This is a genomic window from Pseudomonas sp. NUPR-002, assembly GCF_056322725.1.
Map to the genome: position 1 here is coordinate 863,932 of NZ_CM150476.1, position 17,015 is coordinate 880,946.

The 17,015-nt window shown below is 60.0% G+C and carries 13 protein-coding genes; 5 read left to right on the forward strand and 8 right to left on the reverse strand.

Annotated elements, in window-relative coordinates:
- Positions 1–93 precede the first annotated feature (93 nt).
- From rbfA to ACVWSC_RS04065, 5 genes are all read left to right on the forward strand, one after another.
- Positions 94–492, forward strand: coding sequence for a 30S ribosome-binding factor RbfA (gene rbfA / locus ACVWSC_RS04045; protein ID WP_442112156.1), 399 nt, complete (start codon positions 94–96; stop codon positions 490–492).
- Positions 493–495: 3 nt separating this feature from the next.
- Entirely contained in the window at positions 496–1,413 is a 918-nt protein-coding gene (gene truB / locus ACVWSC_RS04050) for a tRNA pseudouridine(55) synthase TruB (protein ID WP_442112157.1), read from the forward strand.
- 153 nt (positions 1,414–1,566) lie between these two features.
- Positions 1,567–1,836 carry a 30S ribosomal protein S15 gene (gene rpsO, locus ACVWSC_RS04055; protein ID WP_009404303.1) on the forward strand — a complete coding sequence of 90 codons (270 nt, stop codon included), beginning with the start codon at positions 1,567–1,569 and terminating at the stop codon, positions 1,834–1,836.
- A gap of 249 nt (positions 1,837–2,085) precedes the next feature.
- Positions 2,086–4,191 (forward strand): polyribonucleotide nucleotidyltransferase, encoded by a 2,106-nt coding sequence (gene pnp / locus ACVWSC_RS04060; protein WP_442112158.1) that lies wholly within the window; start codon positions 2,086–2,088, stop codon positions 4,189–4,191.
- 258 nt (positions 4,192–4,449) lie between these two features.
- Positions 4,450–4,803 (forward strand): BON domain-containing protein, encoded by a 354-nt coding sequence (locus ACVWSC_RS04065; protein WP_442112159.1) that lies wholly within the window; start codon positions 4,450–4,452, stop codon positions 4,801–4,803.
- Between the two features lie 84 nt (positions 4,804–4,887).
- On the opposite strand, the gene ACVWSC_RS04070 is transcribed toward ACVWSC_RS04065, so the two are convergent.
- The 8 genes from ACVWSC_RS04070 to panB all read right to left on the reverse strand — a co-directional run bounded on the left by ACVWSC_RS04070 (position 4,888) and on the right by panB (position 16,801).
- Entirely contained in the window at positions 4,888–7,872 is a 2,985-nt protein-coding gene (locus ACVWSC_RS04070; RefSeq protein ID WP_442112160.1) for a DUF748 domain-containing protein, read from the reverse strand.
- A gap of 46 nt (positions 7,873–7,918) precedes the next feature.
- The gene (locus ACVWSC_RS04075) at positions 7,919–8,935 is read right to left on the reverse strand and encodes a class I SAM-dependent rRNA methyltransferase (RefSeq protein ID WP_442112161.1); all 1,017 of its coding nucleotides are present in this window, start codon (positions 8,933–8,935) and stop codon (positions 7,919–7,921) included.
- A 79-nt stretch (positions 8,936–9,014) separates the two neighbouring features.
- Entirely contained in the window at positions 9,015–10,193 is a 1,179-nt protein-coding gene (locus ACVWSC_RS04080) for an acetyl-CoA C-acetyltransferase (protein WP_442112162.1), read from the reverse strand.
- Positions 10,194–10,426: 233 nt separating this feature from the next.
- Positions 10,427–11,296 carry an oxygenase MpaB family protein gene (locus ACVWSC_RS04085; protein ID WP_442112163.1) on the reverse strand — a complete coding sequence of 290 codons (870 nt, stop codon included), beginning with the start codon at positions 11,294–11,296 and terminating at the stop codon, positions 10,427–10,429.
- A gap of 39 nt (positions 11,297–11,335) precedes the next feature.
- Positions 11,336–13,270, reverse strand: coding sequence for an acetate--CoA ligase (acs, locus tag ACVWSC_RS04090; protein WP_442112164.1), 1,935 nt, complete (start codon positions 13,268–13,270; stop codon positions 11,336–11,338).
- A gap of 88 nt (positions 13,271–13,358) precedes the next feature.
- Positions 13,359–15,023, reverse strand: a complete 1,665-nt coding sequence (pgi, locus tag ACVWSC_RS04095; RefSeq protein ID WP_442112165.1) for a glucose-6-phosphate isomerase — start codon at positions 15,021–15,023, stop codon at positions 13,359–13,361.
- A 123-nt stretch (positions 15,024–15,146) separates the two neighbouring features.
- On the reverse strand, positions 15,147–16,004 hold the full coding sequence (gene panC / locus ACVWSC_RS04100) for a pantoate--beta-alanine ligase (protein ID WP_442112166.1): 858 nt from the start codon (positions 16,002–16,004) through the stop codon (positions 15,147–15,149).
- The gene (panB, locus tag ACVWSC_RS04105) at positions 16,001–16,801 is read right to left on the reverse strand and encodes a 3-methyl-2-oxobutanoate hydroxymethyltransferase (protein WP_442112167.1); all 801 of its coding nucleotides are present in this window, start codon (positions 16,799–16,801) and stop codon (positions 16,001–16,003) included. The genes panC and panB overlap by 4 nt, the downstream gene beginning before the upstream one ends.
- Between the last annotated feature and the right edge of the window lie 214 nt (positions 16,802–17,015).

Consider the following 17,015-nt stretch of genomic DNA (forward strand, 5'->3'; position numbering starts at 1 on the left):
CGTCACACGGCGGTCGTCAGCGCCTCTGAACGCAACGCCCGATCAGGCTTCTGCCTGGTCGGGCGTTTGCCGCTTTAGTTACAGGTAGCAAAAATGGCAAAAGAATATAGCCGTACCCAACGCATTGGCGACCAGATGCAGCGTGAGCTGGCACAACTGATTCGTCGTGAAGTGAAAGATCCACGCGTCGGCCTGGTGACGATCACCGCCGTCGACGTTAGTCGCGATGTTGGTCACGCCAAGGTGTACATCACCGTGATGGGCCAGGATAGCGCTGAAGACATCAAGCAAAGCCTCAAAGTGCTGAACTCCGCCGCCGGTTTCCTGCGTATGCAGTTGGGCAAGGAAATGAAATTGCGCAGCGTGCCGCAACTGCATTTCCACTACGACGAAAGCGTGAGCCGCGGTGCCCACCTGTCGGCCCTGATCGAGCGTGCAGTGGCCGAAGACAGCCAGCACCAGGACGCTGACACCCCGGACACCAAGGAGTAAGCGGTGGCCCAGGTCAAACGTATCCGTCGTAACGTCAGCGGTATCATTCTGCTCGACAAGCCATTGGGGTTTACCTCCAATGCCGCCTTGCAGAAGGTGCGCTGGCTTCTCAATGCCGAGAAGGCCGGTCACACCGGCAGTCTCGACCCGTTGGCCAGTGGCGTGCTGCCACTGTGCTTCGGTGAGGCCACCAAGTTCTCCCAGTACCTGCTCGATTCCGACAAGGGCTACGAGACGGTCATGCAGTTGGGTGAGACCACCACCACCGGCGACGCCGAAGGTGAAGTGCTGAAAACCCGTGACGTGACCGTTGGTCGCGCCGATATTGAAGCTGTTCTGCCACAATTTCGTGGTGAAATCAGTCAGATACCGCCGATGTACTCGGCCCTCAAGCGCGATGGCCAGCCGTTGTACAAACTGGCGCGTGCAGGGGAAGTAGTGGAGCGGGAAGCGCGTTCTGTTACTATTAACCGCTTGGAGCTGCTCGAGTGCGATGGCACCCGGGTTCGTCTCTCGGTCGGTTGCAGCAAAGGTACCTACATCCGCACCCTGGTCGAAGACATCGGCGAGGTTTTGGGCTGTGGCGCCTATGTTGCCGAACTGCGTCGCACGCACGCCGGGCCATTCGAGCTGGCACAGACAGTGACCCTCGAAGAACTCGAAGCGGTCCACGCCGAAGGCGGCAACGAAGCGGTCGATCGCTTCCTGATGCCTTCCGACAGCGGTCTGCAAGACTGGCCGTTGCTGCAGTTCTCCGAGCACAGCGCTTTCTACTGGCTGCATGGTCAGCCGGTCAGAGCTCCCGACGCGCCGAAATTCGGTATGGTACGGGTGCAAGATCACAACGGTCGCTTCATCGGTATCGGTGAAGTGAGCGAAGACGGACGCATTGCGCCACGTCGTTTGATTCGGTCGGAATGATCGAAACCTTCAGTACCAGGCTTCGGCCTGGCGCTGGTGGCAAAGAGGATGGCTGTTAATAGGCATGGTCATGCCTCACTTTATGAATACAGGGATTTGTCCCTGGCCTATTGGAAACCGTTTGTTCGGTTTCCCTTGATTTGGAGAAGCCAGATGGCACTCAGCGTTGAAGAAAAAGCTCAGATCGTTGCCGACTACCAGCAAGCTGCCGGTGACACCGGTAGCCCAGAAGTGCAAGTTGCACTGCTGACCGCCAACATCAACAAGCTGCAAGGCCACTTCAAGGCCAACGGCAAAGACCACCACTCCCGTCGTGGTCTGATCCGTATGGTTAACCAGCGTCGTAAGCTGCTGGACTACCTGAAGGGCAAAGACACCACTCGTTACAGCGCCCTGATCGGTCGTCTGGGTCTGCGTCGCTAATAGCGGCCTGGCCAGTGGTGTGCACGGCGTGCTGCATTCATCGCTTCCGGTGCCTGGCATCGGGAGCGATGAGCACGCCGCGCGTATCTATGAGGTTGGCTGTCTGTCTCGCCTGAGCGTTTTTCGCAAGGGCAGGGCAGGCTCCCAACCTCTAGTTTTATCTGGACTGCTGACAGGGCCGATTCCCTGGGCTGCCCAAGAATTCGCAAGAACCAGTTCCCCCAGAGCCACTGAAGAAGGTAGGAAACCGTGAACCCGGTAATCAAGAAATTCCAGTTCGGTCAATCGACCGTTACCCTCGAGACGGGCCGTATTGCTCGTCAAGCGTCCGGCGCCGTATTGGTCACCGTCGACAACGATGTCACCGTACTGGTGACCGTGGTCGGTGCCAAACAGGCCGATCCAGGCAAAGGCTTCTTCCCCCTGTCTGTTCACTACCAGGAAAAGACCTACGCTGCCGGCAAGATCCCTGGTGGTTTCTTCAAGCGTGAAGGCCGTCCTTCCGAGAAAGAAACCCTGACCTCGCGTCTGATCGACCGTCCGATCCGTCCGCTGTTCCCTGAAGGCTTCATGAACGAAGTGCAGGTTGTCTGCACCGTCGTTTCCACCAGCAAGAAGACCGATCCGGACATCGCTGCGATGATCGGTACCTCGGCTGCCCTGGCCATCTCCGGCATTCCGTTCGAAGGCCCGATCGGTGCCGCGCGCGTTGCTTTCCATGAAAGCACTGGCTACCTGCTGAACCCGACTTACGAGCAACTGGCCGCTTCGAGCCTGGACATGGTCGTTGCCGGTACTTCCGACGCCGTACTGATGGTTGAATCGGAAGCCAAAGAGCTGACCGAAGACCAGATGCTGGGCGCCGTACTGTTCGCCCACGATGAATTCCAGGCGGTGATCCAGGCAGTCAAAGAGCTGGCTGCTGAAGCTGCCAAGCCTACCTGGGACTGGAAACCTGCTGTTGCCAACACCGAACTGTTCAACGCCATCCGCGCTGAATTCGGCGAAGCCGTTTCCCAGGGTTACACCATCACCGTCAAGGCCGACCGCTACGCGCGTCTGGGCGAGCTGCGTGATCAGGCCATTGCCAAGTTCTCCGGCGAAGAAGGTCAGCCATCGGCTGGCGAAGTCAAAGAGATCTTCGGCGAAATCGAATACCGCACCGTTCGCGAAAACATCGTTAACGGCAAGCCACGTATCGACGGTCGCGACACCAAGACCGTTCGTCCGCTGAACATCGAAGTCGGCGTTCTGCCGAAGACTCACGGTTCGGCCCTGTTCACCCGTGGCGAAACCCAGGCCCTGGTCGTTGCGACCCTGGGTACTGCCCGTGACGCACAGCTGCTGGACACCCTCGAAGGCGAGAAAAAAGACCCCTTCATGCTGCACTACAACTTCCCGCCGTTCTCGGTGGGCGAGTGTGGTCGCATGGGCGGTGCTGGCCGTCGCGAAATCGGTCACGGCCGTCTGGCCCGCCGTTCGGTTCAGGCAATGCTGCCTGCTGCTGACGTGTTCCCGTACACCATCCGTGTGGTATCGGAAATCACCGAGTCCAACGGCTCCAGCTCCATGGCTTCGGTCTGTGGTGCTTCCCTGGCCCTGATGGACGCCGGTGTACCAATGAAAGCCCCGGTTGCCGGTATCGCCATGGGTCTGGTTAAAGAAGGCGAGAAGTTTGCCGTTCTGACCGACATCCTCGGTGACGAAGACCACCTGGGCGACATGGACTTCAAAGTAGCCGGTACCGCCAAAGGTGTTACCGCGCTGCAGATGGACATCAAGATCAACGGCATCACCGAAGAAATCATGGAAATCGCTCTGGGCCAAGCCCTGGAAGCGCGCCTGAACATCCTCGGCCAGATGAACCAGATCATCGGTCAGTCGCGTAGCGAGCTGTCGGAAAATGCTCCGACCATGATCGCCATGAAGATCGACACCGACAAGATCCGTGATGTTATCGGTAAAGGCGGCGCGACCATTCGTGCCATCTGCGAAGAAACCAAGGCTTCGATCGATATCGAAGACGACGGTTCGATCAAGATCTTCGGTGAAACCAAAGACGCCGCTGAAGCTGCTCGTCAGCGCGTTCTGAGCATCACTGCAGAAGCCGAAATCGGTAAGATCTACGTCGGTAAAGTCGAGCGCATCGTTGACTTCGGTGCCTTCGTCAACATCCTGCCGGGCAAAGATGGCCTGGTTCACATCTCCATGCTGAGCGATGCTCGCGTTGAGAAAGTGACCGACATTCTCAAAGAAGGTCAGGAAGTCGAAGTACTGGTACTGGACGTGGACAACCGCGGCCGTATCAAGCTGTCGATCAAAGACGTTGCTGCTGCCAAGGCATCGGGCGTCTAAGCTGACGCGGTAAAGAAAAGGACCCTTCGGGGTCCTTTTTTTATGTCCGCTACACTGGCTGGGTGGACTTGCATGTTGCATGCAAGATTTTCCCAAGGCTTGCAAAATGCACGATCACGGTTTTTTCGCTTATCTGTAAGCTATTGATTTAAAACGATTTAATTTAATTCAAAAGCTGGCACAGGCCCTGCAATGGTACTTGTACCCCTGCTGCCAGGACTTACGGCGCAGACTTTTCGAAAAACAGGAGTGTCTCGTATGAAGAAGTTCGCTATTGCTGCCGCTACTGCCACCGCCCTGACGCTGACGCTGGCCAATGCGGCATTCGCCCAACAGTCTGCCGCGCAGGCTCCGATGACCGTTGCCGCTGGTGAGATGGACAAAGCAACAGACGCGACCAAAGACACCTGGATCACGACCAAAGTCAAAGCTGACCTGATGACTGAAAAAGGCATTCCAGGCAGCGATATCACTGTCGAGACCAACAAAGGCGTGGTGTCCCTGTCTTCGGATGTCGCCTTGAGTTCTTCGCAGAAAGAAACTGCGATCACAATCACCAAGAAAATTGATGGTGTGAAGGCGGTATCGGCTGACGGTCTGAAAACCAACTAAACACGCGTATCAGATCGCGGGGCAAGCCCGCTCCCACCAGTAGAGATTCGGTGGGAGTGGGCTTGCCCCGCGATCGCTTTTACCTCACTCAGCATCCAGATGCAGCGGGGTAATCACCCGCCCATCGGCCTCGGCCTGTCCAAGGCTGGCATCAATGAAGTACACCCGATCGTCCTCAAGCTTGCCCTTGTCGACCAGGTAATCCTTGATACTGCTAGCCCGGGCCTGACCCAACTGGCGCAGCAGCAATGCACTTTCTCCCCACGACTTGAGCACCGCATCGCGCAATTGGTTGGTGCGTTGTTCGCGGTCCAGTTGCTCCCATTCTGCCGGTGGCTGCTTCTTCATGCGCGTGCGGTAGATGCCTTCAAGCATTGCCGGCTTATCGCCATCTGGTACCTGTAGGTCCGATGCCTGGGCAGGGACTTTGTCGCCACGGCGCTGGAGCATTTTGTAGTAAGTGCTCTGGTATTCACGCTCCAGACGCTGTTGGGCAATCAACGGCCCGTCGCTGCTCTGGGCGCTGGTGCCTTCGATTTCCAGGCGCAGGGCAGGGCGCTCCTTAAGCGCGGCTGCCAGTTTGTCGAGGGCGCTCTGGGCATCGGGTGCCAGATCGCTGGAACCGGCGGCAAAGGCAACGCTACCCAGGTCCTGGGCATCGCCACCGCTGATCAAACCACCGATGAACTTGAACGGCGCCTGTGCCGCCCGCAGCACCAGGTTACGCAGGGTTTGCCAGACGATCGGCATGACGCTGAACTGTGGGTCGTTCAAGTCACCGGTCACCGGCAGTTCGATGGAGATCTTGCCTTCAGTGTCCTTGAGCAAGGCCACTGCCAGGCGAATAGGCAGGTCCACGGCATCGGGGCTATCGACTTTCTCACCCAGTTGCAGTTGTTCGACCACTACTTTGTTGTCGGCTTTGAGCTTGCCCTGGGTAATGATGTAGTGCAGGTCGATGTTCAACCGGCCTTTGCGGATACGAAAGCCCGCGAATTTGCCCGAATAGGGTGTCAGGGTCGTCAGCTCGACGCGTTTGAAACTGGTAGCGATGTCGAGGCTGGCCATCGGGTCGAACGGGTTGAGCGCGCCTTTGATAGTCACAGGCGCATAGCGATCGACCTTGCCCTTGATATCGACTTTGGCCGGTTTCGGCTGACGGTTGTCGATCGTGCCAATCTGGCCATTGAGCTGCTGGATAGCCGTGGCGAAGTTGGGCGTCAGGCTGAAATCGGCGAAATTCGCCGAGCCATCGTTGATGTCGATTGCGCCGATACGAATACCCAGCGGCTTGTCGCTGCTGGCCGGGGCTTTGGCCTTGGCCGGGCTGCTGGCTGGCGCGCTGGTTGGCTGCGGGATCAGCAGGTCATCGACGTTGGTGGTGCGATCTTCGTTGATCATGAAGCGTGCATAGGGCTGCTTCAGGCTGACTTTGCCAATGCTCAGCGCATCACCATGACGGTAAGACACGCCATCCAGGTTCAACTGCTGCCATTTGACGAAGTCACGGTCCTTGATGGTGTCCAGGGTGTGCAGCTGGTTGACCTGCGCCTTGCCATCGATGGTGAAGGCCAGCGGCTCGGTGCTTTTCAGGTCGACCTTAAGGTCGCTGCCCAGCATGCCGCTACGCAGCTCCAGGCGGATGAACGGGGTGATGTAGGCCTGGGCGATGCGCAGGTCGATGTCCTGGGTGCTGACATTGAGTTTGGCAGTAACCGGGGCCAGATTGACCTCACCGGCAGCTTGCAGCTTGCCCTGTTTGCCCACACCGGTGTCGAGCTTGAGGGTGAACGGCGACTGGTTGAGGCTATCGAAGTTCTGCAGGTCGAGGTTCAGCGGCCCGACATCCAGGGCGACCGGCTCTTTCTGCGAGCGGTCGGCCAGATGCACCTGGTAATTGCGCAGCTGTACGTCCTTGAGCAACACCTGCCAGGGTTTGTCCGGTTCGGCAGCTTTTGCTTGGGCTTTGTCAGGTTCGGCTGCCGCAGGCTCGGCTTTCTCCTTGGGTGTGGCTTTGGCTGGTTGGCTGGCGAACAGCTTCTGCCAGTCGAGTTGGCCGTCGGCTTCCAGCGCTGCCCAGGTTTCGAGCTCCTCGCTGCGGATCTTGCCTACCGTAACCAGCTGTTTGGCCAGATCCACCGAGGTTTCACTGACATCCAGCTTGGCCAGACGCACCAACGGACGGCCATCAGGCGCCTTGATGGCGAACGGCGCAATGCTCACCGACGTCTTGTCGAGCAGCAGCTCGGTTTCTTTCGACAGGTTCAGCTTGTAGTGGGTATCGAGGCTGACCACGCCTTCCTCCAGCACCAGCGGCACGGCATCGCGCACATAGGGCCAGAAGGCTTTCATCTTGCCGTCAGTGACCTTCAAGGTGCCTTCAGAGGCAATCGGCACCAGGCTGAAGGTACCGCTCCAGTCGATACGGCCACCGTGTGGCCCGATGGCCACCAGGGTCATGTCGGAGCTGTCGTCGGGCAGAGTACTGAGGTTCTTCAGTTCCAGGTTCATCGAGTCGTAGAGGAACTCAATCGGCTCGCTAGGGCGTAGATCCTGAAAGTGCAGGTAGCCTTCGTTGAGCTTGATACTGCCGATACGGACCGGGAACGGGTCGCTGGGCGGCTCGTCCGGCTTCGGCTCGCTGGGCGGCAGCTTGAACAACTGGCTGAGGTTGAGGCTGCCGTCCTTGGCGAACAGCAGCTCGGTACGTGGCTTGTCCAGCTCGACGCCCACCAGGTGCACGGCGTCTGTCCACAGGCTGTCGAGCTCCAGGTTGGCATACAGCCGTTCGAAGCCGACTTGCTCCTTGCCCGGCTCGCCGATCTGCAGCCCCCACAGGGTCAGCTCGAGGCTGAACGGGTTGAGCTCGATCCGGTTCAAATGCGCAGGCACTGTGGCGTAGTTAGCCAATTGCTGGTTGGCGATACGCAGTGCCACACCTGGGAGAATCAGAAAACCAAGCAGGCTATACAGGGCCAAAGCGGCCAACATGGCGCCGAGGGCGCGTTTCAATCCTTTGTACATGTGCGGCGTCGTCTGTCTGGAACGGGAGTGCTTGGAGTATGGCACGTAAAAACGGTTCCGAAGATCGCTCGGAAATTAGCCGATTTTTGCTTTAGAGCTGCAGAATCAAGGTCTTCAGGGGCGGCTGGCCATCCTGCGACGGAAAGTCGCTGGCAGGTTTCAGGGCTTGCCAGTCGCGCACCGGCCGCCCGGCTTTCTCGGCGCAGCGCAGCACTTGTTCACGCCAATCATCGAAGTTGACCTTGGCCAGATTGTTACAGCAGATCAGCACACCGCCCTCGGCGGTACTGAGCAGTGCCGGTTTGAGCAGGCTCTGGTAGTCGCGCAGCAGATCGACAGTGCCAAAGGCGCTCTTGGCCCAGGCCGGCGGATCGAGAAACACCAGATCAAACTGACGCTGTTCCAAGCGCGGATAGGGCGGCAGTTTATGGCCGCGGCGCTGGCTGATCGGCAAACCGGCAAACTGGCGGATCGCCGGGAAGTAGTCGGACTGGATAAAGCTCATCGCCGGAATTTGCGGGTTGAGCGCGCCGTTCTCCTTGCCCACGGCCAAATTGCCTTCGGCGAAGTCCAGATTGCACACCTCCCGGGCGCCGCCTGCTGCCGCGCTGAGACCAACGCCACAGGTATAGGCAAACAGGTTAAGCACGCGTTTACCGGCACTGTGCTGTTTGACCCAGCCGCGGGCATTGCGCAGGTCGAGAAACAGTAAAGGGTCCTGCCCGGCATGACGGCCACGCACGCGGTAGTTCAGGCCCCATTCATGGCCGACGTGATCCGCCAAGGCGGCTTCGCTGGCCTGGAATATCGGGTCACGACGATCGATGCGGCTGTTACCTTGCGAGCGATCGTTGTAGACCAGCAATAGCTCAAGGCCCAGATGCGCTTCAACTTGAGCATGCAGCTCAAGCAGTGCACTGGTCTCTAGCGTCTGGTGAAAGCTCTGAACCAGCAACTGTGGGCCGTAGCGATCGACGGTCAGACCACTGGCGCCTTCCTGACTGCCATGAAACAGGCGATAGCAGTCGGTACCCTGGGTGTGGAGTTCGGCGATAAGGCCCTGGCGGGCATCGAGGGCGGCGCGCAGCGCCTGATTCAAGAGGGACATGCACGTGGCCTTGGTTTGCGGACGTGCAGTTTATCAGTTCGAGCCAGGGGAGGGGCCGTTGCAGCCCCTCCCGCTACCATTAGCGCTCGATAGCCAGGGCGACGCCTTGACCGCCGCCAATGCACAGTGTGGCCAGGCCTTTGCTGGCGTCACGCTTGATCATTTCGTGCAGCAGGGTCACCAGCACCCGGCAACCCGAGGCGCCGATCGGGTGGCCCAGGGCGATGGCGCCACCGTTGACGTTGACCTTGCTGGCGTCCCAGCCCAGCTCTTTGCCTACCGACAGGGCCTGGGCGGCGAAGGCTTCGTTGGCTTCGATCAGGTCGAGGTCGGCCAGCTCCCAGCCGGCCTTTTCCAGGCAGCGGCGGGTGGCGCTAACTGGGCCGATGCCCATGATTGCCGGGTCGACACCGGCATTGGCATAGGCTTTGATGCGTGCCAGTACTGGCAGGCCCAACTGCTGGGCCTTGGCCGCGCTCATCAGCATGACCGCAGCAGCGCCGTCGTTGAGCGACGAGGCGTTACCGGCGGTGACGGTGCCGTCTTTTTTGAAGGCGGGTTTGAGTTTGCTCAGCGATTCGGCAGTGGTGCCGGCGCGCGGTTGTTCGTCGGTGGCGAAGGCAATCGGCTCACCTTTGCGCTGGGGAATCAGGATTGGGGTGATTTCGTCGACGAAGCGCCGGGCTTCAATCGCGGCAGCGGCTTTTTGCTGGGAAGCGGCAGCGAAGGCATCCTGCTCTTCACGGCTGATTGCGTACTTTTCCACCAGGTTCTCGGCGGTGATGCCCATGTGGTAGTCGTTGAAGGCATCCCACAGGCCATCACTGATCATGCTGTCGATCAGGGTGCTGTGGCCCATGCGCAGACCGGTACGGGCGCCTGGCATCACGTAGTTGGCCAGGCTCATGTTCTCCTGACCACCGGCGATGATCACTTCGGCGTCACCGCAACGGATGGCCTGGGTCGCCAGGTGCAGGGCCTTCAGGCCGGAGCCACAGACTTTGTTCAACGTCATGGCAGGCACGGCGTGGGGCAGTCCGGCCTTGATCGCGGCCTGGCGCGCCGGGTTCTGTCCGGCGCCGGCGGTCAGCACCTGGCCAAGGATCACTTCATCGACCAACTCGGCATCGATGCCGGTCTGGGTCAATAGTTGGCGGATCACTGCAGCACCGAGGTCGACTGCGGGAATAGCGGCCAGCGCTCCTTGATAACTACCGACAGCGGTCCGGGTGGCGGCAACGATAACGACATCTTGCATGGCGCGGGTCCTCACTCTTATTCGATTTGGCGTCAGAACAGCACAAGCCCCAGCGGGGCCATGAGTAGAGGGCAATGGTGGCATAGATGTACTGACAACTTCCAACCCAACAACCTGCAGGTACAACTGCCTTGCTTCTCCTGTGGGAGCGGGCTTGCCCCGCGATACGGTGTGACAGCTAGACCGCAATCGCGGGGCAAGCCCGCTCCCACAGGACAGATGCTTGGTCGCGTTCAGTGAACGCCCATGCGCCGCCGCGCGCGATGTGCCGAGCCGTCGCGCATGGCCCAACGCAGCACAGGGGCCGTGGTGTGGATACCCAGACGGATCAGCCGCCGCTGTAACGCAGGCTGCTGCAGCGCCAGCATGTCGCTGGCCCACGTCGGCAGCAGATCGATACCCGCATGCAGCATCAGGCTCGCCACCGGTTTAGCCAGACGGCTAGGCGCAGGTGCCGCCAGCAGCACCTGCACAACCTCATGACTGCGCGCATCGCACTGCAGCGCCGGGCGCATCGCCTGCAGGTAATCGCTGACCTGCTGGCGCGAGCGGGGCACATCACGGGCGCCCAGGCGTTCAGCTATCAGCGCGATCTCGGCGTAGTAGGCGTCTTGCTCGGCGAGCGGCAGGTTCGGGTTACGGTAGCGCAGGTGGGCGGCGAGAAAGCTGCTGACCTCGGCGACATGCACCCAGGTCAACAGGTCGGGGTCGCTGGCGGCATAGGGACGCCCGTCAGCGGCAGTACCGACCACTTGCAGGTGAATGGTGCGGACCTTTTCGATCAGCCAGTTGGCATCGCCGGTGGCGCCGAAGGTGGTGCCAGAGATGAACTGACTGGTGCGGCGCAAGCGTCCGAGCAGGTCCTGGCGAAAGTTGGAGTGATCCCAGACGCCCGCCAGCGCCAACGGATGCAGCAATTGCAGGAGCAAGGCACTGATGCCACCGATCAGCATGCTCGGAAAGTCGCCGTGTACCTGCCAGCTGGCGCTGTCCGGGCCGAACAGCCCTGGGTCGCCCTTGGGGTTTTCCAGATCAAGCTGCCCCAGGGACAAGCCGGTCAGGCTCATCACCTGGGTTTCGATGCGGCGGCGAATCGCTTCCATGGTTACCTTGCGTGCGAGGCAGCCACAGAGCACTGCCGTTTAGGTGTTGAATCGGTTGTCGATCAGGCCCTGAACCACGCTGGGGTCGGCCAGGGTCGAGGTGTCGCCGAGGCTGTCGATCTCATTGCAGGCGATCTTGCGCAGTATGCGGCGCATGATCTTGCCGGAGCGGGTCTTGGGCAGCGCTGGTGCCCACTGGATCAGTTCCGGCTTGGCGAAACTGCCAATCTCCTTGCTGACCAGCGCCAACAGTTCCTGCTTGAGCGCGTCATCCGCGGTGACACCATTCATCGGTGTGACAAAGGCATAAATGCCTTGCCCCTTAAGATCGTGAGGGTACCCGACTACGGCGGCTTCGGCGATGCTGTCATGCAGTACCAGCGCACTTTCCACCTCGGCAGTGCCGATACGGTGGCCGGAGACGTTGATCACATCGTCGATGCGCCCGGTTATCCACAGGTCGCCATCGGCATCGCGGCGCGCGCCGTCGCCGGTGAAGTAGTAGCCGGGAAGGGGTTTGAAATAGGTGTCGATCATCCGTTGCGGGTCGCCATACACGCTGCGGATCTGCCCGGGCCAACTGGCCTTGATCGCCAGCATACCGCTACCGGGGCCCTCGATGAGTTTGCCCTTGTCATCGAGCAACACCGGCTGCACGCCAAACATCGGTTGCGTCGCACAGCCGGGCTTGATCCGACGGGTACCGACCAGCGGGCTGATCATGATGCCGCCGGTTTCGGTTTGCCACCAGGTATCGACGATAGGGCAGCGCTCTTCGCCCACGGCTTTGAAATACCACTCCCAGGCTTCCGGGTTGATCGGCTCGCCGACGCTGCCGAGCACGCGCAAGCTCTTGCGCGAGGTGTTCTTCAGCGGCCCTTCACCTTCGCGCATCAAGGCACGCAAGGCAGTGGGCGCGGTGTAGAAAATGTTCACCTGGTGTTTGTCGACCACTTGCCAGAATCGCGAGGCATCGGGGTAGTTGGGCACGCCTTCGAACATCAGGGTGATTGCCCCATTGGCCAGTGGGCCGTAGACGATGTAACTGTGCCCGGTGACCCAGCCGACATCGGCGGTGCACCAGAACACTTCGCCTTCACGGTAATCGAACACGGTCTTGAAGGTCAGCGCGGCTTGCAGCAGGTAGCCGGCGGTGGTGTGCAGCACGCCTTTGGGTTTGCCGGTGCTGCCGGAGGTGTAGAGGATGAACAGCGGGTCTTCGGCGTCCATCGGTTCGGGTGGACAGTCATCACTCACCAGGGTGATTGCCTCGTGGTACCAGAGGTCGCGATCCTTGAGCCAGTCGATCGAGCCGCCGGTACGTTTGATGACCACCACCGTGCTGACATTCGGGCAGTTGAGCAAGGCCTTGTCGACATTGTTTTTCAGGGCAACGGTTTTGCCGCCGCGCGTGCCTTCGTCGGCGGTGATCACGGTGCGGCAGTCGGCATCGAGGATGCGATCACGCAACGCATCGGGAGAAAAGCCACCGAACACCACCGAGTGAATCGCACCGATACGGCTACAGGCCAGCATGGCGTAGGCGGCTTCCGGGACCATGGGCATGTAAATGCACACCCGATCACCTTTCTTCACCCCGCGTTGTTTCAGCACATTGGCCAGGTGGCAGACATGGCTGTGCAGTTCACGGTAGGTGATGACGCTGGAGTCGTCAGGCTTGTCGCCTTCACGAATGATCGCTGGCTGGTCTCCCCGTGTGGCCAAGTGACGGTCGATGCAGTTGTAGCTGACGTTGAGCTGTGCGCCGGTGAACCAACTGGCCTGGCCGGTTTTCATGTCACTGCGCTGAACACTGCTCCAAGGCTTGATCCAGTCCAGGGCTTTGGCCTGCTCGCTCCAGAACGCATCAGGTGTTTCAATCGACTGGCGGTATAGACGCTGGTATTCAGCTTGGGTCAGTTGCGCCGATTTGCTTACGGCATCGGCGAGAGGGTGGGCGCTGAGATCGAACATGGTGGGGGGCCTGTCCTGACTGTTTTTGTCAGGACAGTGTAGCCGCTACCCCTGGCCGCGTTCGTTCAGCCAGGGGTAACGCGGGCGATCAACCGCGGTGACGGCTGCGGAAGAAGTTGATCAGGCCCTGGGTCGAGGCGTCTTCGGCAGCGTCTTCGATGCCGCCGATCAGGCGTTGGTACACACCCTTGCCAAGTTCTTTGCCCAGCTCCACGCCCCATTGGTCGAAGGCGTTGATACCCCAGATCACGCTTTGCACGAACACCTTGTGCTCATACATCGCCACCAGTGCGCCAAGACGGCGTGGACTGATGCGCTCGACCACCAAGGTGTTGCTCGGGCGGTTACCCGGGATCACTTTGTGCGGCGCCAGCTTGTTGATCTCGGCTTCGCTCAGGCCCTTGTCGCGCAGTTCAGCTTCCGCCTCGGCGCGGGTCTTGCCGAGCATCAGCGCCTGGCTCTGCGACAGGCAGTTGGCGTAGAGCCATTGATGGTGATCGGCAACCGGGTTGAAGCTGACCACCGGAACAATGAAGTCTGCCGGAATCAGTTGGGTGCCTTGGTGCAGCAACTGGTGGTACGCATGCTGACCGTTACAGCCGACCCCACCCCAGATCACCGGACCGGTGTCATGGTTGACCGGGGTGCCGTCCTGGCGAACGCTCTTGCCGTTGGATTCCATGTCCAGCTGTTGCAGGTGTTTGGTGATGTTACGCAGGTAGTGGTCGTACGGCAGGATGGCGTGGCTTTGCGCGCCCCAGAAGTTCCCGTACCAGACACCCAGCAGGGCCAGCAGCACTGGCATGTTCTGCTCGAACGGTGCGTTCTGGAAGTGCTGGTCCATGGTGTAGGCGCCCGACAGCAGCTCCTTGAAGTTGGCGGTGCCAATGGCCAGGGCAATCGGCAAACCAATCGCCGACCACAGCGAGTAACGACCGCCGACCCAGTCCCACATCGGGAAGATGTTTTCTTCGCGGATGCCAAAGGCCACTGCGGCGGCCTTGTTGCTCGACACGGCAATGAAGTGCTTGTACAGCTCGGCTTCCGAACCACCCTGGGCCAAGTACCAGCCACGGGCTGCCTGGGCGTTCTTCAAGGTTTCCAGGGTGTTGAACGACTTGGAGGAAACGATGAACAGGGTGGTTTCGGCGCGCAGATTGGCCGACAACTCATGGAATTCGCTGCCGTCGATATTGGCCAGGTAGTGGCAGCGTACGCCACGCTGGGCGTAGGGCAGCAGCGCCTCGGATACCAGCTCAGGGCCTAGGAACGAGCCGCCAATACCAATGTTGACCACGTCGGTGATTGGCTTTTCGCTGTAGCCGCGCCACAGGCCGTCATGTATGCGGCCAACCAGCTCAGTGACCTGATTGAGAACTTTGTGCACTTCGGGCATCACGTTGACGCCATTGACGCTCAACTTGTCGCCCACTGGCCGGCGCAATGCTGTGTGCAGGGCCGGACGGCCTTCGGAGGCGTTAAGAATCTCGCCCGCGAACAACGATTTGACCGCTTCTTGCAGGCCTACTTCATTGGCCAGGTTGACCAGCAGATCGCGCGTCTGGCCATTGATAAGGTTCTTCGAATAATCGAGAAACAGTCCGCAAGTGCTCAGAGAAAACTGCTCGAAGCGTTTTGGCTCGGCATTGAATGCGTCGCGCATGCTGAAGTCCTGCATGGCTTCACGGTGCTGCTGGAGCGCCTTCCACGCGGGCAAAGCGGTGACATCATGAGGGGTGCGGTAGTAAGCCATCGCTGCAGGTTTCCTTATTGCGTGAACTGCCTTGGACACTGAAAACAGCGCCCTGTTTGCAGGCTGATGCCAATTATAGGCACGCGGTCTGCAAACAGGGAGTGGGCTCGGCTGGCGACCTTGTTACAGGGTGCCAAGATCCAGATGCAGGTTGTCGATCAGGCGGGTAGCACCGAGGAAGGCGGCGACGAGGATGACCAGGTCGCGGTCGTCGGCGGTTGCCGGGCGCAGGCTCAGGGCCTGGCGAATTTCCAGATAGTCGCGGCGAAAGCCCGCGCTTTCCAACTGTTGCTGACCATTGGCGATCAAGGCCGGGTAGTCCCGATCACCCTGTTCGATCGCATCGGCCATTTGCCGCAGCACCCGATACAGCGTCGGTGCAATGGCACGTTGTTCATCGTTCAGGTAGCCATTGCGTGACGACAGGGCCAGGCCGTCTTCAGCGCGCACGGTCGGCTCGCCAATGATCTGAATCGGCATGTTCAGGTCACGCACCAGCGCACGGATCACCGCCAGTTGCTGGAAGTCTTTTTGACCGAACACGGCCAGATCTGGCTGGACCATGTTGAACAGTTTGCTGACCACCGTCGCCACACCTTCGAAATGCCCAGGTCGGCTGGCGCCGCACAGGCCTTCGGACAGTTGCGCAACGCTGACGCGGGTCTGGCCGTCCATGCCGTCGGGGTACATTTCTTCGACGCTGGGGGCGAAGAGCAGATGGCAGCCGGCCTCAAGCAGTTTCTCCTGGTCGGCGGCGAGCGTGCGTGGGTACTTGTCGAGGTCTTCGTTAGGGCCAAACTGCAGCGGGTTGACGAAGATGCTGGCAACCACGAAATCGACGCGTTGGGCGGCCTTGGTCACCAGCGCGGCGTGGCCGCTGTGCAGGTTACCCATGGTCGGCACGAAACCGATGCGTTTGCCTTCGCTGCGTGCACGCGCCACGGCGGCACGCAGCTCGCGTACGGTTTTAACTGTATTCATGCACTGAACCCGTGTTCGCTGGCAGGGAAGCTGACGTCCTTGACGGCGGCTACATAAGCCTTGAGCGCACCTTGAATATCGCTCTGGCCGACCATGAAGTTTTTCACGAACTTGGGTACGCGTCCGCTCAGCGACAAGCCCAGCATGTCGTGCAGCACCAGCACCTGGCCATCGGGGGCGCTACCGGCACCGATACCGATCACCGGGATGCTCACTGCTTGAGTGATTTCAGCGGCAAGTTCGCTGGGTACGCATTCGAGCAACAGCATTGCGGCGCCCGCTTGCTCCAGGGCAATGGCATCGGCGCGCATTTGCCGCGCCTGGTTTTCCTGGCGACCCTGGACTTTGTAGCCGCCGAGGATATTGACGGTTTGCGGGGTCAGGCCCATGTGGGCGCACACTGGAACGCCGCGCTCGGCCAGCAGGCGGATGGTTTCCGCCAGCCAGGCGGCGCCTTCGACCTTGACCATATGCGCACCGGCCTGCATCAAGGCGCCACTGTTGGCGAACGCTTGTTCAGTGGTGGCACAGGCCATGAACGGCAGGTCGGCGAGGATCAGCGCACCTTCGTTACCGCGTTTGACGCAGGCAGTGTGGTAGGCCATCTCGGCGTTGGTCACCGGCAAAGTGCTGTCATGGCCCTGCAGGACCATGCCCAGGGAGTCACCCACCAGCAATATTTCCACGCCGGCTCGGCTGGCGGCCTGGGCAAAGGTCGCGTCGTAGCAGGTCAGCATGGCTATTTTCTCACCCTTGGCCTTGAGGCTTTGCAGGGTGGTCAGGGTTACATCTGGCATGAAAAGGAATCCTCATTCAGGCGCTGTGAAAAACGACTGCGTACAACGCATGTATTCATCTTCTGGAACAGCACATCATCGATTGTGGTGTTTTAGTTACGACCTGTTCCAGGCCTATATACGCCTTTTTGCGGCGCGCACGCGCCACCGGACGCCTATAGTCGTGAGGGAGGGGGCTGAAGTCAATTACCCTGTTACCGCATTGTTACTAATG